Here is a 19,692-nt window from a genome sequence, read left to right as displayed (position 1 = left end):
TCAATGTTGCAAGAGTATTGCAAGGTCAATCGTCGCAAGAAAAAGGCCGGCGATTGCGCGCCGGCCTCTGTTATTTAATCGAACGCTTTGAAGTTGAACTCGCCGCCTTCTTTGAGGCCTGAGGGCCAACGCGAGGTCACCGTTTTGGTGCGGGTGTAGAACTTGAACGAGTCAGTCCCGTGTTGGTTCAAATCGCCAAAGCCGGATTTTTTCCAGCCGCCAAAGGTGTGGTAGGCGAGCGGCACAGGGATTGGCACGTTGATGCCGACCATGCCGATGTTGATGCGGTGCGCAAAGTCACGCGCCGTGTCGCCATCGCGGGTAAAGATCGCGGTGCCGTTGCCGTATTCGTGGTCCATGGCAAGGCCGAGAGCCTCTTCATAGGACGCCGCACGAACGGTGCAAAGCACGGGGCCGAAGATCTCTTTTTTGTAGATGTCCATGTCGGGTGTGACGTGGTCAAAGAGGTGTGGGCCAACGAAAAATCCGTCTTCATAGCCTTGCAGCGAGAAGCCACGGCCATCAACCGCGAGGGTCGCGCCTTGGGCAATGCCGGTTTCCACGAGGGCTTCGATATTTGCCTTTGCGGCGGCCGTTACAACAGGGCCGTAATCCACGTCATCGCCGGCTGTGTAAGGTCCGACTTTGAGGGCCTCAATGCGGGGGATCAGTTTTTCGATGAGTTTGTCAGCGGTTTCTTCGCCGACGGGAACAGCCACCGAAATCGCCATGCAGCGTTCGCCAGCCGCGCCAAAACCAGCGCCGATGAGGGCGTCAGCGGCTTGGTCAAGGTCAGCATCAGGCATGATGATCATGTGGTTCTTCGCGCCGCCAAAACACTGAACGCGTTTGCCGTTGGCACAGCCGCGCGAGTAGATGTAGGAGGCGATTGGGGTGGAGCCAACGAAGCCAATGGCTTGGACGGTTTCATTGTCGAGGATAGCATCGACGGATTCTTTGTCGCCGTTAACAACTTGAAGGATGCCATCAGGAAGGCCTGCTTCTTGGAAGATTTCAGCAAGCATCAAAGGCACGGATGGGTCGCGCTCGGAAGGCTTGAGGATGAAGGCGTTGCCGCAAACGAGGGCGGGGCCCATTTTCCAGAGAGGGATCATGGCGGGGAAGTTGAAAGGGGTGATGCCTGCAACAACACCAAGAGCTTGGCGCATGGAATACATGTCGATGCCACGGCCAGCAGAGTCGGTAAAATCGCCTTTGAGAAGGTGGGGAGCACCGATGCAAAATTCGATAACTTCGAGGCCGCGCTGCACGTCGCCTTTGGCATCTGCGAATGTTTTGCCGTGCTCGCGCGAAAGGGCTTCGGCGAGTTTATCCATGTCGCGGTTGATCAGGCCAACGGCCGCCATCATCACACGTGCACGGCGTTGTGGGTTGGTCGCGGCCCATTTTGGCTGCGCGGCAGCGGCGGAAGCAACAGCGGCATCAAGCTCGGCTTTGGAGGCCAAAGGAACTTTGGCTTGAACTTCGCCAGTCGCAGGGTTGAAGACATCGGCAAAACGTCCTGATGTACCTTTGACGTGTTTGCCGTCGATGAAATGGGTGAGTTCGATCATGGGGGCTCCTTGTTTTCGGTTGCCTGTAACTTAGTCTTGCATTAATGCGAAATATATAGGCATTTATCCAAAGAGGTTTTGCATTTTTGTAGGTATCGGGGCGGCATGGAAATTAAGTGGGACGATTTGCGGATTTTCCTCTCAGTGGCGCGCAGCGAGAGCATTTCGGGGGCGGGGAAAAGCCTGCGGATTGATGCGGCGACGGTCGGGCGCAGGATTGCCCGCTTGGAGCGCGATCTTGAAACGCCGCTGTTTGCTAAGTCGCCACAGGGGTATGCGCTGACAGATGCGGGGCAACGCTTGGTAGACCACGCGGCACAGGCGGAGCAATCCGTGGGGGCGGCGGTCGCGGACTTGCGCGGCGCGGCGCAGGGCTTGTCGGGGGTGATCCGCATTGGCGCGCCTGATGGCTGTGCGAATTATTTACTGCCTCAGATTTGTGCACAAATATGTGCGGACCATCCGGGTTTGGATGTTCAAATTGTCGCTTTGCCGCGGGTGTTTAACCTTTCTAAACGCGAAGCGGATATGGCGATTACGGTAAGCCCGCCGACGGCGGGGCGGCTAACGGTTCAGAAACTTTCGGATTATCACCTGCATTTGGCGGGCAGTGAGGCCTATCTTGCGGCCCATCCCAAGGTTGAAGAATTGAAGGATATCAAAGGGCATCGGATGATCGGCTATATTCCGGATATGATTTTTGACAAGGAACTCGACTATCTGGCCGAAGCAGGCGCCGAGCGCGTGACGCTGGGATCAAATTCGGTGTCGGTGCAGTTTAATTGGGTGCGCACGGGGGGCGGCCTTGGGATTGTGCATGATTTTGCCATCCCCTCGGCGCCGCATGTGCGAAAAATTCTCACCGATCATATTTCGTTAACGAGAAGTTTTTATTTGGTCCGCCATATTGATGATCGGCGCGTCACGCGGCTCAATACGTTTGCTGATTTACTGTCCCAAGGGGTGCGTCGAGAAATTGCGCATCTTGAAGCGCAATCTTGACAGCGCGTGAATTGGAAGCGAACGTAAGATTATATAATTCAACTTTAGGAGGTGCTGCCCATGCTCGTACAACAGATTTTGAAATCCAAGGCGACGGATGGCGTGATTACCCTCACTGTGGACGCTACATTGAGTGAGGCCGCAGCGCTTTTGTCGTCCAAGAAAATCGGGACGATTGTGGTTTCTAACGATGGTAAATCCGCCGATGGGATTCTTTCGGAGCGCGATATCGTGCGCGAATTGGGGCGGCGCGGTGCCGGATGTATGACGGACAAGCTCGAAGACGTGATGACCAAAAAGCTGGTGACCTGTACGTTGACGGATCGCGTTGACGATATTTTGCAAAGTATGACAGACGGGCGTTTTCGCCACATGCCAGTGTTGGAGAATGGCGAACTTGTAGGGCTTATTTCGATCGGTGACGTTGTAAAGGCCAAGCTCGCGGAGCTTTCGATGGAAAAAGACGCGCTTCAAGGGATGATTATGGGGCACTAGCCTTGCAAAGAAAAAGGGGTGCAAGTCGGTTGAGGGCTTGCATTCCGTGGCGCAATAATGTTGCGTGCCCAAAATATTGGCAATGGAGGGCCGCAGATGCGGATTGGACTTTACCCCGGAACTTTTGACCCGATTACCTATGGGCATATTGATATTATTCGACGTGCAAGTGCATTGGTTGATCGGCTGGTCATCGGGGTTGCAATCAACCGCGACAAGGGGCCGTTGTTTGACTTGAACGAACGGGTCGCGATGATCGAGGCGGAATGCGCGCCATTGGCCAAGGAGGTCGGCATCGAGATTGTGGTGCATCCGTTTGAAAATCTGTTGATTAAATGCGCAAATGACGTGAATGCGCAGATTATAGTGCGCGGCCTTCGCGCGGTGGCCGATTTTGAATATGAGTATCAAATGGTCGGGATGAATCGCGCCTTGGATAGTCGAATTGAAACGGTCTTCCTGATGGCAGACGCCAAACATCAAGCGATTGCTAGCAAGCTGGTGAAAGAGATCGCGCGCCTTGATGGCGATGTGAGTAAATTCGTAACCCCCGCCGTGAATGCGGCGTTGTTGGCGAAGTATTAAGTTTTAAATATTTGTTTTATAATGAAAAAAGCCGCCCTTTTAAGGCGGCTTTTTGTGTTTGGATGCTTAGAACGACGTGCTTAGATAAGTTTGCCCATCGCAACGGCTGTGTCTGCCATACGATTTGAGAAACCCCATTCGTTGTCATACCAAGTGAGGATGCGGCAGAGGTTGCCGTCCATAACTTTGGTTTGATCGGTCGCGAAGATCGAGGAACGTGGGTCGTGGTTGAAGTCCATCGACACGAGTTTCTCGTCGGTAACACCAAGGATACCTTTGAGGGGACCGGAGGCCGCCGCTGCGGAAATCGCGGCGTTGATTTCTTCGACAGTTGTGTCGCGTTTGGCCTCGAATGTGAGGTCAACAACAGAAACATTGGGCGTCGGAACGCGGATCGCGACCCCATCGAGGATGCCGTTCAATTCTGGAAGCACGAGGCCCACAGCTTTGGCAGCGCCGGTCGATGTCGGGATCATGTTGCAAGCTGCGGCGCGGGCGCGATACAAATCGCTGTGCATCGTGTCGAGCGTAGGTTGATCGCCCGTATAGCTGTGGATCGTCGTCATGAAGCCACGTTTAATGCCAATAGCGTCGTTCAACACCTTCGCAACGGGCGAAAGACAGTTGGTCGTGCAAGACGCGTTGGAAACGATGATGTCGTCTGCGGTAAGAACGCCATCGTTCACACCATAAACGATTGTTTTATCGGCACCAGCGGAGGGTGCTGAGACCAGAACGCGGCTCGCGCCGTTTTCAAGGTGGATCGCTGCTTTGTCGCGTGCGGTAAAGATTCCGGTACATTCCAGAACGATATCCACGTGTCCCCACGGCAATTCGGCGGGGTTACGGATCGCGGTAACTTCAATCGGGCCACGGCCAACGTCGATGGTGGAGCCTGTGGTTTTTACGTCATGGGGGAAGCGTCCGTGAACCGTGTCGTAGCGCAAAAGATGGGCGTTTGTTTCGACAGGTCCAAGATCATTGATCGCGACAACTTCGATATCAGTGCGGCCGGATTCGATGATTGCGCGCAGGACATTGCGCCCAATCCGTCCAAAACCGTTGATCGCTACTTTTACAGACATGTGTGAGTCTCCTTGGACATCAAATCAAGTGAGTGGGGGCCACATGTGTGTTAACGCTAACAAGCTTCTGTTGCAAGTGACGCCCTGCAAAATGCGGTGAGAATATTGTGATGTATACGCTGTCAGCGCCAGAAGGCGATGTAATCCGTTAATTCCCAAAATTTTTGGCAAAGCACAATCGTCATGGCCCAGTCGAAAAAAGTATAATCGACGGCCAGAAAAATAAAAATACAGACGCCGAGGCTGATTGCGAGGGTGTTGTTCATAGGTCTCCGGCTCGTCTGCGCCAGAAATGACGCCTGTTTAGTGCAACAGACGCCCCATTGCCGCCGCGACATCGGCCATACGGCAGGAGAATCCCCATTCGTTATCGTACCATGCAAGCACACGCACAAGGCGTTTGCCCACTACTTTTGTTTGGTCTGGGGCAAAGATAGACGAATGTGGGGTGTGATTGAAGTCGATGGAAACTTTTTGTTCGGGGTCATAAGCGAGGACCGCGCCCATATGGCCATTGGCGGCGGCGGCGACGATTTCGTTGATGTCGTCGGCGGTCACGTCTTTTTCCGCGACGAAAGTAAGGTCGATGGCGGAGACATTGGGCGTGGGCACGCGCATGGAGGTGCCGTCGAGTTTGCCGTCGAGTTCGGGGAGGACGAGGCCGAGGGCCTTTGCTGCACCCGTGGAGGTCGGGATCATCGACATGGCGGCGGCGCGGGCGCGATAAAGGTCAGGGTGGCGGCGATCAAGGGTGGGTTGGTCGCCTGTGTAGCTGTGGATTGTGGTCATGATGCCGCTTTCGATTCCCACCGCGTCATTGAGGACTTTGGCGAGGGGGGCGAGGCAGTTGGTGGTGCAGGACCCGTTGGAGACAATCGTATCTTGGGGCAGCAGGTCGCGATGGTTGACACCATACACAACCGTACGGGCGACGTTGGTGGCGGGGGCGGAAATAAGCACGCGTTTCGCGCCTTGTTTCAGGTGAATGGCGGATTTCTCGCCATCGTTGAAATTGCCGGTGCATTCCAGCACGACGTCGCATCCCGACCAGTCAAGCTCGCTTGGGTCATAGGAACTCATGACATCCATTGGGCCACGGCCTAAATCCATGGTCGAACCGTCAACGCGCACGTCATTGGCAAACCGTCCATGGACGGAGTCGTATTTGAGCAAGTGGGCGTTGGTTTCGATGGGGCCTGTGGCGTTGATTTTTACGACTTGGACATCGTTGCGTCCGCTTTCGGCAATATGGGCAAGAGTGCAGCGGCCAATGCGGCCAAATCCGTTAATCCCGAGTGTCACGGTCATAATATTATCCTCTGGCAGCGTCCTTCAGGGGCCTCTGACGGTTTGGCTGTTAAGGGGGTTATACAGGACGGGCTTGCCTCGGATAAAGCGCTATAACGCTTTAATTGCAGCATGTTAGCGTTATCTTTTGGTGTTGGCGCTAACAGTTTTCGCGTTAAAATTGATGGTTGCGGTAACAGGGCGCGATAGGGTGAAACACCGCGTTCACATTTGGGTGGCCACAAAAAAGCCCCGCCAACGGATCGTTAGCGGGGCCGATTTGAACGGTTTCAGAGGGGGCTTATTTGCCCAGAAGCTCTTTGACTTTCTTGACGGTCTCTTCTGCGGTGATGCCGAATTTTTCATAGAGCGTGGGGGCAGGGGCGGAAGCGCCAAAGCCCGTCATGCCAACAAACGCCGCTTTGGTGGATTTGCCACGTTCGCCTGTGAGCCATTTATCCCAGCCCATTTGTACGCCAGCTTCAATTGCAACCCGAACTGGGCCACCAGGGAGGATGCGTTTGCGATAGGCGTCGTCTTGGGCTTCGAACAGTTCCATACAAGGCATGGAAACGACGCGTACGCCGATGCCTTCGCTTTCAAGAATATCCGCAGCTTTGAGCGCTATTTCAACTTCAGAACCCGAGGCCATCAGGATGGCCTCGCGTTTCGCAGTTGCGTCACGCAGGACGTAAGCGCCGAGGGCTGTGAGGTTTTTGTTTTTGTGCTCAAGGCGTACCGTTGGCAGGTTTTGACGTGAAAGCGCCATGACCGATGGGGTGTCTTTGACCGTAAGGGCCACTTCCCATGCTTCGGCGGTTTCTACGGTATCCGCAGGGCGGAAGACGTAAGTGTTTGGCGTGGCACGCGAAATCGCGAGGTGCTCAACGGGCTGGTGGGTTGGGCCATCCTCGCCAAGGCCGATGCTGTCGTGGGTCATAACGAAAACCGTGGGGATTTTCATCAGGGCCGCAAGGCGCATTGCGGGGCGGGCATAGTCGGTGAAACACATGAATGTGCCGCCGTAGGGGCGTACACCGCCGTGCAGTACCATACCGTTCATTGCCGAACACATGCCATGCTCGCGGATGCCGTAATAGACATAGCGACCCTTGCGATCTTCGGGGGTAAAGACACCCAGATCTGGCGTTTTTGTATTGTTCGAACCGGTGAGGTCGGCAGAGCCGCCAACGGTTTCGGGCAACAAGGGGTTGAGGACTTCGAGGGTCATTTCAGAAGATTTCCGTGTGGCAACCTTGGGCTGCTCTTCGGAGATTTTCTTTTTCAAGGCTTTAACGGCGGCAGAGATTTTCTGCGGCGCATCAAGCGCATAGGCGCGGGTGAAGTCGGATTGTTTGCCACCAGGCATGGCTTCGAAACGGGCGGTCCACTCTGTGAATTCAGAGGCTCCGCGTGCGCCGATAGCGGCCCAGCCTGCTTGGACGTCGGCGGGGATGACGAAGGGCGCATGGTCCCAGCCGTAGACTTTGCGCGTGTCGGCAATGAGGGTCGCATCCGTCAAAGCGCCGTGGCCTTTGGACGTATCCTGCGCGGAGGAACCAAGAGCGATATGGGTCGCGCAAGCGATCATCGAAGGCTTGTCGGTTTTTTTCGCGGCAGCAATGGCGGCATCAATCGCAACAGGATCGTGGCCGTCGATTTCTTGCACGTGCCAGCCAGACGCCTCAAAGCGCATGGGTTGGTTCGTACGGTCGGAGATTTCAACTTTACCGTCGATTGTGATGCCGTTGTTGTCCCAGAACACGATGAGTTTCGAGAGTTCTTGGCGACCTGCAAGGGCGATGGCTTCGTGGGAAACGCCTTCCATCAGGCAACCGTCGCCCGCGATCACATAGGTATAGTGATCGACGACTTTTTTGCCGTAATGGGCGCGTTGGATTTCTTCGGCCATGGCGAAGCCGACGGAATTTGCGAGACCTTGGCCAAGCGGGCCAGTCGTTGTTTCGATGCCAGTGGCGTGGCCAAACTCAGGATGGCCCGCAGTGATCGCGCCCCATTGGCGGAAGTTTTTGATCTGGTCGATGGTCATATCCGCATAGCCGGTGAGGTGGAGCAGCGAATAAAGCAGCATCGAGCCGTGGCCCGCAGAAAGGATGAAACGGTCGCGGTCAGGCCATTGTGGGTTTTTTGGATCGAATTTTAGGTGCTTTTCAAACAAAACGGTCGCGACGTCGGCCATGCCCATCGGCATGCCGGAGTGACCGGAATTGGCAGCAGCAACGGCATCTAGTGTCAGGACGCGAATTGCGGCGGCCTTGTTCCAGTGTTCAGGATGCTCTTTACGAAGGGTAGCAATATCCACGTTGTTTTCCTTTGGTTCGGGCCTAGAAGAGTTCATTGCGCGTTTGATAGCAGCCCAAGCGTGAAGATCAAGAAAGATCAGCCTATTGAGCCACGCTATTGGTCCAAAAGGGGGCGCATTTCCGCAAATTCCGCTATAAACTAGCCTTGAGCCGCGCATGAGCGGCGATTCGCACAGCCTTTGGGACGCGCGGGTCGTTGACAGTTCGGGCAAGAATGACCCAAATGGGACCAAATGATCCCAAAACGAGCTTTCTTGTGGCGCACGAAGAGGAGACAGGCAAATGAGCGATATTGTTGAGTATGAGCGCCGAATTACGGCCGCCCTGACCAAAATTAGTGAACGACTGAATGCCGGTGGGGCGAGCGCCAGTACTGCAGATACCAGCGCCCTAGAAGCCGCACTGGAATCCGAGCGCACAGTCAATGCACAGCTTGAAGAGCGGGTGCGGGCGATCAAAACCAAACAAGAAGAAAAAATGGCGCAACTTGAAAAGCGCGTGGCCACATTGCAAAGCGGATATGGTCAGCTTGAGGGCGACGTGAGCCGCCTCAAAGGCGTGAACGAGCAATTACGCGAGAGCATCCACGCGTTGCGTGAAGCCAATCAGTCGAATGTTGGCGAACCGCATTTGATCAATAAGTCGATGTTGGTGGAGCTTGAGGCCTTGCGGGCCGTACACACCTCTGATCGCCACGAAATGGACAGTTTGCTTGGTGAACTCAACCAGATTATTGGGGAGGAAGCCTAATGCCCGAAGTTAAAATCACTATTGGTAGTCGCGAATTTGAAGTCAGTTGTCAGGAGGGCGAAGACCACTTCCTGCATTCCGCAGCAGCGCTTTTGGATGCCGAAGCCTCGGTTTTGTCGTCGCAAATTGGCCGCATGCCCGAAGCGCGGATGTTGTTGATGGCGGGCCTGATGCTTGCGGATAAAACGGCCGGTCTTGAGGAACGTTTGGCGCAAGCAAACGAGAAATCCAAAGCCCAAGAACAGTTGATTGCTGAATTGCGCGACCGCCCCGCCGTGACAGAGCCAGTGGCGGTGATTCCGCAGCAGATTTTCGAGACGATGGCCGAATTGGCCGCGCGGGCCGAAGCGCTTGCGGAAGAAGTCGAAGAAAAAATGAACGCCTGATATGAAAATGCCCGCCGAACCGAGGTTTGACGGGCATAAAACAGGGGTGTGAAATTTACGCGTTTGCGGCGCGAATTTTATCGGAAGCGTCTTTGTCGTATGTCACACCATTTTCAGCGAAAAGCGTGTCCAATTCGCCAGAAAGCGTCATCTCGGTGATGATGTCACAGCCGCCCACAAATTCGCCTTTTACATAAAGCTGGGGGATTGTCGGCCAATCGGAATAGTCTTTGATGCCTTGGCGGATTTCTTCGTCGGCCAGAACGTTCACGTCGCTAAATTCAACGCCCATGAAGTTCAAAACCCCAGCAACGCGGCTTGAAAACCCGCATTGTGGCGCGTCTTTTGTGCCCTTCATAAAGAGAACAACGTCGTTCGCGGTGACGGCTTCTTTGATCTTTGTGTCTGCACTCATCGGAGCATCCTTTACATTTTGGGAGGGGCGGTTGGGCCCGTTATTCTGGAACTTTGGTGGTCAAGGCGAGGGCGTGAAGTGCGCCCGCGTTGCCATCCATTGCGCCCTTTAGGCTCGCGTAAACGGCGCGTTGTTGTTGGACGCGGTTTTTGCCGCGAAAACTTTCGTCGGTCACTTCTGCCGCCCAGTGGTTTCCGTCGCCAGCCAAATCCGTAATGGAAATTTTGGCGTTCGGAAATTCCGCGCGGATCAGGTCTTCGATATCGTGGGCTTGCATCGCCATAGGGAGGGTCCTCTTTCGTTGCCCAAGAGATAACGCCGTGTTCACTGTGATTCAAGAGGAGAGCCACAGTGATTGAACGGCGCGATGTCGCAAGGCGGTCAATGCTATTTTGTTTGTTGCGCCGATAAGTGAGATTTAAGCGCAGCTAGGAAATCCATCACCTGTTTTTGGGTGTCACGGATTGGAAACGCATCAAACTCCGCGCGGGTCCAACCTGTTTGGGGGAAAAGCTGTGCAATAAAGCTGTCACAGGTTTGTAATTGAGTGGGCGGGAGCGCAAGGGTCTGCGCGGTAAAGAGCAATTCGAGCAACGTATGGATTTTGCGCATTTTGGCAAAATCCTCGCTCATTTGTGCCAGTAAGCTTGGGTCTTGTTGCCAAGAAATCCCATCATAGAGATCCTGAACCACGCGTTGCCCCGCGCCAAGGCAATCATAGGCAATACAGCCCGAAAAGCCTTTATCCTTGAGCGTGTCATGTATTCTGCAAAGCCCTGTTGGCGCGAGATTGGGACAGGCGACGCCTGCGGGTTTCTCAAGGGCGAACTTGGTAGATTTCTCGATATGCAGCGCCACGCAACACAGCGCGGCGCAGTTTTGGCAGTCGGGCGTAAGAGCGGTTTGGCTCTTGGCCCGATTATGCGGCTTAGTCGAAGGTGTTGGCAAAGGTCGACCGGAAGGTTGCAGACAGCTCAGAAAGCGGGGCGGAGGAGGAGCCAAATTGAACGGTATCGCCGCCAAATTTGCCGACACTTTCAATATAGATGCCAGCGGCCCAAGCGGCACTCATGAGCGCTTCGGCTTGATCGAAGTTACAGGCCACAAGGTAGCGGGCTTGGTCTTCGCCAAAGAGGGTCGGGGTTTCGTCGCTGGTGAGATGAACGCCAACGCCTGCGGCCTCGGCGAGTTCAAAGGCCGCAAGGGCAAGGCCACCGTCGGAAAGGTCGGTACAAACCTTGATCAAGTTGCGGTTTGCGAGGATGAAATCGCCGTGTTTACGCTCGGCGGCGAGGTCCACGTGCGGCGCGTCGCCTTCTTCGCGGCTAAAGACTTCGGCGAGGAGAGCGGATTGGCCGAGGTGGCCGAAGGTTTCGCCGATAACCATGGCCACATGGCCGTCGCGAACTTCGCCCGAAATGGCTTCTTCGCCCGCCGCGATCAGGCCGACTGCGCCGATGGTTGGGGTGGGAAGGATGCCTGTGCCGTCAGTTTCGTTATAAAGGCTAACGTTGCCCGAAACGATGGGCATATCCAAGGCGAGGACGGCTTCGGCGATGCCTTTGATCGCGCCGACGAATTGGCCCATGATCTCGGGCTTTTCGGGATTGCCGAAGTTCATATTGTCGGTGGTGGCAAGGCCACGCGCGCCGACGGCCACGAGGTTGCGATAGGCTTCGGCGACGGCTTGCTTGCCGCCTTCAAAGGGGTTGGCTTTGACGTAGCGCGGCGTCACATCGGAGGTGAAGGCCAGCTGTTTGTCGGTGCCATGCACGCGGACAATGCCAGAACCTGCGCCCGGATTGCGGGAGGTGTCGGCCATAACCATCGTGTCATACTGCTCATAGACCCATTGCTTGGAGGCATAGTTGGGGCAGGAAATCAGCGCTTTGAGGCCGTCGATGGGATCAATGCTGGGCACATCGCCGAGGGGTTCGGCAGCGGGTGTTTCGACCCAAGGGCGGTCATATTCAGGCGCGGAGCCAGAGAGCGTTGCCAAGGGCAAGTCGGCTTTGACTTCGCCATTATGAAGCACGAGGAAACGGTCCTCGGCGATGGTTTCGCCGACAATGGCAAAATCAAGGTCCCATTTGACAAAAACCGCTCGGGCTTCGGCTTCGAGTTCGGGTTTGAGGACCATCAACATGCGCTCTTGGCTTTCCGAGAGCATCATTTCATAGGCGGTCATGTTTTCTTCGCGTTGGGGGACATCTTCGAGGTTGAGTTTGACACCCAAACCGCCCTTGTCGCCCATTTCAACGGCGGAGCAGGTGAGGCCCGCAGCGCCCATGTCTTGGATCGAGATCACAGCGCCCGTGGCCATCAGCTCAAGCGTGGCTTCCATCAAGCGTTTTTCGGTGAAGGGGTCGCCGACCTGAACGGTGGGGCGTTTATCCTCAATGGTGTCGTCGAATTCCGCCGAGGCCATCGTCGCGCCGCCGACGCCATCACGGCCGGTTTTTGCGCCGAGATACACGACGGGCATGCCGATGCCGGAAGCTGCGGAGTAGAAAATCTTGTCGGTATCCGCGAGGCCCGCCGCGAAGGCATTGACCAGACAGTTGCCGTTATAGGCCTCGTGGAAGCGCACTTCGCCACCCACGGTTGGGACGCCAAAACAGTTGCCATAGCCGCCAACGCCCGCAACCACGCCGTTGAGCACGGATTTGGTTTTCGGATGCGCAGGAACACCAAAGGAGAGCGAATTCATTGCCGCAATCGGCCGTGCGCCCATGGTGAAGACATCGCGCAGAATGCCGCCAACACCCGTTGCCGCCCCTTGATAGGGCTCAATGTAGCTTGGGTGATTGTGGCTTTCCATTTTGAACACCACACATTGTCCATCGCCAATATCAACGATGCCCGCGTTCTCGCCAGGACCACAGATCACTTGCGGGCCTTCAGTGGGCAGGGTGCGGAGCCATTTTTTGGAGGACTTATAAGAGCAGTGCTCGTTCCACATGGCCGAGAAAATACCAAGCTCGGTGAAGGTGGGCGTGCGACCGATGATGTCGAGGATGCGCGCGTATTCATCGGGGCTAAGTCCGTGGCTCGCAATCAGGTCTTCGGTGATGGTTGGCTCTTGCATTTCAGTCCCCATTTTGAAGTTGGGCATTCAATAAGCAAATAACGGGCCAAGGGGAAGGGGGCGCGACGGTTGCGACGCAATTAACAGGTGTTTTTCGCGGGACCTGTGTTTGGGGTGCCTTGCGCGGTGCTTAAATACCGTGCGAATTTCAAACTGCCCAAGGTTTCGGCATCTATTTCGCAGCTGCAGAAAAAAGGCCGAAAAAAAAGGCCGAGACAATGCTCGGCCCAAGTACAACAGGGAGGTTGAAGTAATGTGAGTTGCCTCAGCATTAACTTCTAGCTTCATTTATGGGCACTAAAGCCGCGTTACAATAGTTTTTTCTGCTGCGAGAGCGCAATCCCGCTATGCGTGTGGCGCATATCTCACATAAATATGCGTGAAATCGATCCAGAAAGGGCCTGTTTTTTAGGCGCGATCATCCTGTAACCTCTTGCGATGGGCGAATATTTCCTCGGTTACGAAGTCGCGGAAGGCCGCAATCCGTTTGGATTGCCGTAATTCCTCAGGATACGCCAGATAAACAGGCACTTCGTTACTTTCGGCGTCCTGAACCACGCGCACCAGATTCGGGAAGTCTTCGATGACGTAATCAGGGAGCACACCGACACCCAATCCAGACAACACCGCTTGGAGCACGCCGAAGTAGTTGTTCACCGTCAGCGACAGCCTTGGCTCATAGGTCATGAGGTGTTGCACGAAGCCGGAACTGGCGGCAACTTGCGCACTTTTGGTGCTTTGACAGATGAGGCGATGCCCCTTGAGGCCGACCAAGTTTTCGGGAGCGCCGTATTCGTCAATATAGTCCTGAGTTGCATAGAGGCGCATTTTTACCGACATCAGGCGTTTGCGAATAAGGTCGGCTTGGCTTGGCTCTTTCATGCGGATGGCCACGTCGGCCTCACGCATGGGCAGGTCAAGCACGCTCTCCTCAAGCATCAGGTTGATCTTGAGGTCGGGGTATTTGTTGTAAAGGTGAGGCAGGCGCGGCGCGAGCCAGAGCGAGCCAAAGCCAATCGTCGTTGTCACACGCAATTCGCCAAAGACCTCATCATCGCTATCGCGAATACGCGCGGAGGCCGCATCAAGCCGTTTGCTCATGGCGATGGTGGCTTCAAACAGGAATTGCCCCTGCTCGGTGAGAATCAGTCCGCGAGCGTGGCGGTGAAAAAGGGTGGCCGTGAGGCTGTCTTCAAGGGCGCGAATCTGTCTTGAAACCGCCGATTGCGACAGGTGGAGGGTCTCGCCAGCCGCCGTTAGGCTTCCTGCTGCGGCCACTGCGTGAAATATTCTTAGCTTATCCCAGTCCATCTTTGCGTATTCAATCTCTGTTTAGGGTCATTTCATGCGTTGGAATACAATTAACGCTAACATGTTTGCAAATCCCAAACTTATAAAAAAAACATTTTGTAGGTCAGTCTTTTTGACCTATTATCAAAATGTGATCGCTTTGAGGAGGATAAGCCCAATGTCTAAGCAGAAAATAACTTTGCATGACCGTTTTGATTTAGAGACGTCGACAGTCTTGTTGAACGGGACGCAGGCGCTTGTGCGTTTGATGATGATGCAACACGCCCGCGACGTGGCGGCAGGGCATAACACCGCTGGCTATTGCACGGGCTATCGTGGGTCGCCGCTTGGGGCCGTCGATTTGCAAATGCAAAAAGCCAAGAAGGACCTAGATGCGCATCAGATCACATTCCAGCCCGGATTAAACGAAGACCTCGCGGCGACCGCAATTTGGGGCAGCCAGCAGGCAGAATTGCGCGGCGAAGGCAAATACGATGGCGTGTTTGGCCTTTGGTACGGCAAGGGGCCGGGGGTGGATCGTTCGGGCGACGTGATGCGCCACGCCAATATGGCGGGGACCAGCGCGCTTGGCGGGGTTTTGATGGCGATGGGCGACGATCACACCGGCGAAAGCTCGACCACGTTGCACCAAAGCGATTGGGCGATGGTCGACGCCTATATGCCGATTGTTTCGCCCGCTGGCGTGCAGGAAATCATGGACTTGGGCCTGTATGGCTGGGCGCTGAGCCGATTTGCGGGCGTTTGGGTTGGCTTAAAAACCATGAAAGACACCGTTGAGGCGACCTCGATTGTGAATGGCGATCCCTTTGCAAAGGAGTTTGTGACGCCGGAGTTTGACGGCCCTGAGGGGGGCATGAATATTCGTTTGGGCGACACGCCTGTGGCCCAAGAGGCCCGCATGATTGATTATAAACGCAAGGCTGCCGAAGCCTTTGCGCGCGCCAATCGGATCGACAAACGGGTTTGGGGCCAAGAGGGTGCGAAAATCGGATTTGTTGCGGCGGGGAAAAACTGGCTCGACCTGACCCATGCGCTGCAACTGCTCGGATTGGATTCTGAGGAGGCAGAACGCCTTGGCATCACCACTTATAAAGTGGCGCAGGTTTGGCCGCTGGACATGCTGAGCTTCCATGAGTGGGCCGAGGGGTTAGACCTGATTGTTGTCGTGGAAGAAAAACGCAAATTGATCGAAGTACAGGTCAAAGAGGCTATCTTTGATGATGTTCATGACCGTCGTGTTTACGGCTGGCGCAAGGGGGCGAGTAAGGAAGAACTCTTTCCAACACGCTTCGCGCTCGACCCGATTATGATTGCGCAAAAGATTGGCAAAATCCTCATTGAGGAAGGGCGCGGGACAAAGGACGTCAAGCAAGGGCTTGAGATGTTGGATATCGCGCAACGTGCGGATAACGCGAAGGAAATTGCCGCTCGGTTGCCGTATTTCTGTTCTGGTTGCCCGCATAATACTTCGACCAAAGTGCCCGAAGGCCATCGCGCCTATGCGGGGATCGGCTGCCATTATATGGTGCAATGGATGGATCGCGAGACCACCGGGTTTACCCAAATGGGCGGCGAGGGTGCGAATTGGGTTGGCGAGGCGCCATTCTCAAAAACTGCGCATGTTTTCCAGAACTTAGGCGATGGAACCTACAACCACTCGGGTATCCTCGCTATTCGTGCAGCCCTCGCGGCGGGCACCAATATCACCTACAAAATCCTCTATAACGACGCGGTCGCCATGACGGGTGGCCAAACCAACGAAGGCGGGCTTTCAGCGCATCGGATTGCGGCGGAACTCAAGGCGATGGGGGTGGAGCATCTGTCCGTTGTCTATGACGAAAAAGAAGACGTGGATTTCGCAAAATTCCCGAAAGGGCTGGATATTTACCCCCGTGATGATTTGATGGATGTGCAGAAGAAATGCGCCGAAATCAAAGGTGTTTCTGCGATCCTTTATATCCAAACCTGTGCGGCGGAAAAACGGCGTCGGCGCAAGCGCGGCACGTTTCCTGACATCGACAAACGGGTTTTCATCAACACGGATGTTTGTGAAGGCTGCGGTGATTGCGGCGTGCAAAGCAACTGTGTTTCGATTGTTCCTGTTGAGACCGAATTGGGCCGCAAACGCGCGATCGATCAGAGCAGTTGCAACAAGGATTTCTCCTGTGTGAATGGTTTTTGCCCGTCTTTTGTGACACTGCAAGGCGCGCAAGTGCGCAAAGCGGCCACGGCGACCTTGGAATTACCAGCGCTTCCTTGCCCCGTTTTGCCGACGATTTCCGGCACCCATAACATCGTGATCACGGGCGTCGGCGGAACAGGTGTTGTCACCATCGGTGCGATCCTCGCTATGGCGGCCCATATGGACGGCAAAGGCGCTGGCATGATGGAAATGGCGGGGCTGGCGCAAAAGGGCGGAGCCGTGCATATCCATTGTCGTTTGGCGAACTCTCCCAGCGATATCAGTGCGATACGCGTGGCGACAGGCGAGGCGGATGCGGTGATTGGCGGCGATTTGGTAACAACGGCGGGGGCCAAGACGCTTGGCCTAATGAAGGTTGGAAAAACCGGTGCAGTGGTCAACAGCCACGAGATTATCACCGGCGATTTCACCCGCGACACGGGCTTCAAACTGCCAATGGATCAACTTGCGCTGGCTTTGGAGGCCCGCCTGCAAGATCGGTTGCAGATGTTCGATGCCTCGGCCCTAGCGAAGGCTTTGCTCGGAGACAGTATTTTCTCGAATATGATGATGCTCGGGGCGGCTTGGCAGCGTGGCCTTGTGCCGCTCACCTATGCTTCGATCATAGAGGCGATTGTGCTGAACAAGGCTGCAGTTGACGCGAACAAACGCGCGTTTGAGATCGGTCGTTGGGCTGCACTGTATCCTGAGAAAGCCCAAGAGGCCTGTGCGAAACCTGCTGAAGCTCCGCTGAGTTTGGACGCGTTGATCGACTATCGTGCAACCCATCTTGAAGCCTTCCAAGACGCGGATTTGGCGGCAAAATACCGTGCACGTTTAGACAGCATTAGTGATCCGGTTTTGAAAGAAGCCGTCGCCAAAGGCTATCACAAGGTTTTGGCGTACAAGGATGAATATGAAGTCGGGCGCCTTCATTTGGAAACCGAAGCCAAGGCGCGGGTCGAGTTTGACGGCGATTTCAAAATGACGTTCCACTTGGCACCGCCAATGATCGGGGGAAAGAGCAGTGATGGACGCCCGAAAAAGCGCGAATTTGGTCCGTGGATTCGGCCCATGTTCACTGTTTTGGCGCGGTTGAAATTTCTGAGGGGGACGGCGTTTGATCCCTTTGGGCGGACTGCTGAGCGCAAAATGGAACGGGCTTTGATCGCACAATATGAGAACGATCTGGAAGCTGTTTTGCCGCTCTTTTCGTCGCAAACTGCGGGCCTTGTGGTCGCCCTTGCCGAACTCCCGTTAGATATTCGCGGGTATGGGCCAGTTAAGGCACAAAACGAAGTTAAGGCCATGAAACGACGCGAAGAATTGCTCTCGGGGATTCGCTCAGGCGGGACTCCAGCGGCAATGGCGGCGGAATAAGATCAAAAAACACCCTCCCGCGTTGAAGTTTTTCTGGCGCGGGAGGTACAGACCCCGTATTGCGAAATTGAGCAATATCTGAGGACGTCGTGCGCAAAAATATAACACGGGACATTAGCTATGCGAGCTCTGCTCAATCGCTAAGTGGGCGAGCTGTTATTCGGCTTCTGGAAGGGGCGACAGGGCGCGGCAAAATCATCCGCCGTGCTGTTGGCTATGAAGCGGATTTGGCGCAGGGTGCCGACATATGGCAAGTCATGGTCGACCGTTTCGCAATAGACCTTCACTTAAATGGGGCTGTGTCAGAAATCCCCAAAACCGGCCCTGTCATTTTTGTTGCAAATCATCCTTACGGGATTTTAGACGGCTTGGTTTTAGGGCATTTCCTGTCGCGGAACCGCGCAGATTTTCGCATATTGGCCAATTCGGTTTTTGGGCAAGCGCCCGATATTGATCGGGTTATCCTTCCGATCAGCTTTTTGGGAACAAAGGAAGCGCTTAAGGTGAATTTGGACACCCGCAAGGAGGCGCTTCGCCATTTGGCGGATGGCGGTGTTATGGGGGTATTTCCCGGGGGAACTGTTTCAACTTCTGCAAAGCTCTTTTCTCCTGCGATGGACCCAAGCTGGCGAAATTTCACGGCCAAATTGATCCAAAAATCCGGCGCAGAAGTGGTGCCTGTCTATTTTCACGGTCGAAACTCGCGGCTGTTTCAAATCGCAAGCCATTTGCATGCAAACCTGCGTCTTGGCCTCTTGATTTCGGAGTTTCGCGCCCGCATTTCAACGCGGGTGGACGTGACCGTTGGCGCACCCATCGCGCAACGGGATTTGGAAGTATACGCGGGAGATCCCAAGGCAATGATGGGATTTTTGCGACATGCGACATACGATCTGTCGCCGACGCCCCTGAACGCGCTAGACTATGGGTATGAATTCGAAGACAAGTATCGTGTTTAAACTAAACGGCGCGAAAAATACGCACCGAAAGGATACGTCATGGCAGTTGGCATTTTTGATTCTGGATTAGGTGGGCTGACGGTCTTGGATGCGGCTGAAAAGCGTATGCCAGATGTGCCGTTTGTTTACTTTGGTGACAACGCCCATACCCCCTATGGCGTGCGGGATGCCGATGATATTTATAACCTTACAACGCAAGGGGTTGAACGCCTTTGGGAGGCTGGATGCGATCTGGTTATCTTGGCCTGCAACACCGCTTCGGCTGCAGCTTTACGGCGGATGCAGGAGAGCTGGCTTCCCGAGAACAAGCGGGTTCTGGGCGTATTCGTTCCCCTCATTGAGGCCCTAACAGAACGTGAGTGGGGCGATAATTCGCCGCCGCGCGAAGTTGCTGTGAAGCATGTCGCGCTTTTTGCGACTCCGGCGACGGTCTCGAGCCGTGCGTTTCAACGTGAATTGGCGTTTCGTGCGATCGGAGTTGATGTCGAGGCGCAGCCCTGTGGCGGAGTAGTTGACGCGATTGAGGACGGGGACGAAATTCTTGCCGAAGCCTTGGTGCGCAGCCATGTTGATGCCCTGAAACGGCGGATGCCAAAACCGGAGGCGGCAATCCTTGGGTGCACGCATTACCCCTTGATGGCAAAGCAATTTCAGGACGCATTGGGCGCGGATGTGAAAGTGTATTCACAGGCAGATTTGGTGGCAGAGAGCCTTGCTGATTACCTCACGCGTCGTCCCAACCTTAAAGGGTCCGGCACAGAATCCATGTTTTTGACGACGGGCGATCCCGCGCGGGTGAGCAGTCGGGCAACTCAGTTCTTGCGACGAAAGATCACGTTTGCGGCGGCATGAATTGCGCCCGGCCTGAT

Annotated in this window: 17 protein-coding genes; 8 read left to right on the top strand and 9 right to left on the bottom strand. The window is 55.0% G+C overall.

The annotated features are described in order from the left end of the window. Window positions 1-74: 74 nt before the first annotated feature. Window positions 75-1,574, bottom strand: a complete 1,500-nt coding sequence (locus AB9F29_RS13330; RefSeq protein WP_369756027.1) for a CoA-acylating methylmalonate-semialdehyde dehydrogenase — start codon at window positions 1,572-1,574, stop codon at window positions 75-77. Window positions 1,575-1,685: 111 nt separating this feature from the next. On the opposite strand from AB9F29_RS13330, the gene AB9F29_RS13325 reads away from it, so the two are divergent. From AB9F29_RS13325 to coaD, 3 genes are all read left to right on the top strand, one after another. Further along, entirely contained in the window at window positions 1,686-2,576 is an 891-nt protein-coding gene (locus tag AB9F29_RS13325) for a LysR family transcriptional regulator (protein WP_369756105.1), read from the top strand. A 60-nt stretch (window positions 2,577-2,636) separates the two neighbouring features. Next, window positions 2,637-3,071: a CBS domain-containing protein gene (locus AB9F29_RS13320; protein ID WP_335584215.1), complete on the top strand. Its 435-nt coding sequence runs from the start codon at window positions 2,637-2,639 to the stop codon at window positions 3,069-3,071. 96 nt (window positions 3,072-3,167) lie between these two features. Then, window positions 3,168-3,656, top strand: a complete 489-nt coding sequence (coaD, locus tag AB9F29_RS13315) for a pantetheine-phosphate adenylyltransferase (protein ID WP_039002106.1) — start codon at window positions 3,168-3,170, stop codon at window positions 3,654-3,656. An 80-nt stretch (window positions 3,657-3,736) separates the two neighbouring features. Here coaD and gap (AB9F29_RS13310) read toward each other — a convergent pair whose 3' ends face one another. The 3 genes from gap (AB9F29_RS13310) to tkt form a co-directional block, all read right to left on the bottom strand. Continuing rightward, window positions 3,737-4,741 carry a type I glyceraldehyde-3-phosphate dehydrogenase gene (gene gap / locus AB9F29_RS13310; RefSeq protein ID WP_039002107.1) on the bottom strand — a complete coding sequence of 335 codons (1,005 nt, stop codon included), beginning with the start codon at window positions 4,739-4,741 and terminating at the stop codon, window positions 3,737-3,739. 303 nt (window positions 4,742-5,044) lie between these two features. Then, window positions 5,045-6,049, bottom strand: coding sequence for a type I glyceraldehyde-3-phosphate dehydrogenase (gene gap / locus AB9F29_RS13305; RefSeq protein ID WP_335584213.1), 1,005 nt, complete (start codon window positions 6,047-6,049; stop codon window positions 5,045-5,047). A 280-nt stretch (window positions 6,050-6,329) separates the two neighbouring features. Further along, entirely contained in the window at window positions 6,330-8,351 is a 2,022-nt protein-coding gene (gene tkt, locus AB9F29_RS13300; protein ID WP_369756026.1) for a transketolase, read from the bottom strand. A 283-nt stretch (window positions 8,352-8,634) separates the two neighbouring features. Here tkt and AB9F29_RS13295 point away from each other — a divergent pair, with 283 nt between their 5' ends. Both AB9F29_RS13295 and AB9F29_RS13290 read left to right on the top strand, forming a co-directional pair. Next, complete coding sequence (locus AB9F29_RS13295) at window positions 8,635-9,102, top strand: hypothetical protein (RefSeq protein ID WP_369756025.1); 468 nt, start codon at window positions 8,635-8,637, stop codon at window positions 9,100-9,102. Further along, window positions 9,102-9,488 carry a cell division protein ZapA gene (locus AB9F29_RS13290; protein ID WP_039002111.1) on the top strand — a complete coding sequence of 129 codons (387 nt, stop codon included), beginning with the start codon at window positions 9,102-9,104 and terminating at the stop codon, window positions 9,486-9,488. The genes AB9F29_RS13295 and AB9F29_RS13290 overlap by 1 nt, the downstream gene beginning before the upstream one ends. Before the next feature lie 55 nt (window positions 9,489-9,543). Here the strand turns inward: AB9F29_RS13290 and grxD are convergent, their stop codons facing one another. From grxD to AB9F29_RS13265, 5 genes are all read right to left on the bottom strand, one after another. Beyond that, a complete protein-coding gene (grxD, locus tag AB9F29_RS13285; protein WP_039002112.1) occupies window positions 9,544-9,903 on the bottom strand; it encodes a Grx4 family monothiol glutaredoxin in 360 nt (119 codons plus the stop codon). A gap of 40 nt (window positions 9,904-9,943) precedes the next feature. Further along, the gene (locus tag AB9F29_RS13280; RefSeq protein WP_039002113.1) at window positions 9,944-10,186 is read right to left on the bottom strand and encodes a BolA/IbaG family iron-sulfur metabolism protein; all 243 of its coding nucleotides are present in this window, start codon (window positions 10,184-10,186) and stop codon (window positions 9,944-9,946) included. Window positions 10,187-10,290: 104 nt separating this feature from the next. Continuing rightward, a complete protein-coding gene (locus tag AB9F29_RS13275; RefSeq protein WP_369756024.1) occupies window positions 10,291-10,851 on the bottom strand; it encodes a hypothetical protein in 561 nt (186 codons plus the stop codon). Beyond that, window positions 10,832-12,991: a phosphoribosylformylglycinamidine synthase subunit PurL gene (gene purL, locus AB9F29_RS13270; RefSeq protein WP_369756023.1), complete on the bottom strand. Its 2,160-nt coding sequence runs from the start codon at window positions 12,989-12,991 to the stop codon at window positions 10,832-10,834. The genes AB9F29_RS13275 and purL overlap by 20 nt, the downstream gene beginning before the upstream one ends. Window positions 12,992-13,399: 408 nt before the next feature. Then, the gene (locus AB9F29_RS13265) at window positions 13,400-14,302 is read right to left on the bottom strand and encodes a LysR family transcriptional regulator (RefSeq protein WP_039002117.1); all 903 of its coding nucleotides are present in this window, start codon (window positions 14,300-14,302) and stop codon (window positions 13,400-13,402) included. A 157-nt stretch (window positions 14,303-14,459) separates the two neighbouring features. On the opposite strand from AB9F29_RS13265, the gene AB9F29_RS13260 reads away from it, so the two are divergent. The 3 genes from AB9F29_RS13260 to AB9F29_RS13250 all read left to right on the top strand — a co-directional run bounded on the left by AB9F29_RS13260 (window position 14,460) and on the right by AB9F29_RS13250 (window position 19,675). Then, window positions 14,460-17,864 (top strand): indolepyruvate ferredoxin oxidoreductase family protein, encoded by a 3,405-nt coding sequence (locus AB9F29_RS13260; protein WP_369756022.1) that lies wholly within the window; start codon window positions 14,460-14,462, stop codon window positions 17,862-17,864. Between the two features lie 89 nt (window positions 17,865-17,953). After that, window positions 17,954-18,823, top strand: coding sequence for a lysophospholipid acyltransferase family protein (locus AB9F29_RS13255; protein ID WP_369756021.1), 870 nt, complete (start codon window positions 17,954-17,956; stop codon window positions 18,821-18,823). A gap of 39 nt (window positions 18,824-18,862) precedes the next feature. Continuing rightward, complete coding sequence (locus tag AB9F29_RS13250) at window positions 18,863-19,675, top strand: glutamate racemase (protein WP_369756020.1); 813 nt, start codon at window positions 18,863-18,865, stop codon at window positions 19,673-19,675. Window positions 19,676-19,692 lie beyond the last annotated feature (17 nt).

This window comes from Falsihalocynthiibacter sp. S25ZX9, assembly GCF_041205405.1.
In the GTDB taxonomy this organism is placed as follows: domain Bacteria; phylum Pseudomonadota; class Alphaproteobacteria; order Rhodobacterales; family Rhodobacteraceae; genus Falsihalocynthiibacter; species Falsihalocynthiibacter arcticus.
This window is presented reverse-complemented; position numbering and strand designations above follow the sequence as displayed.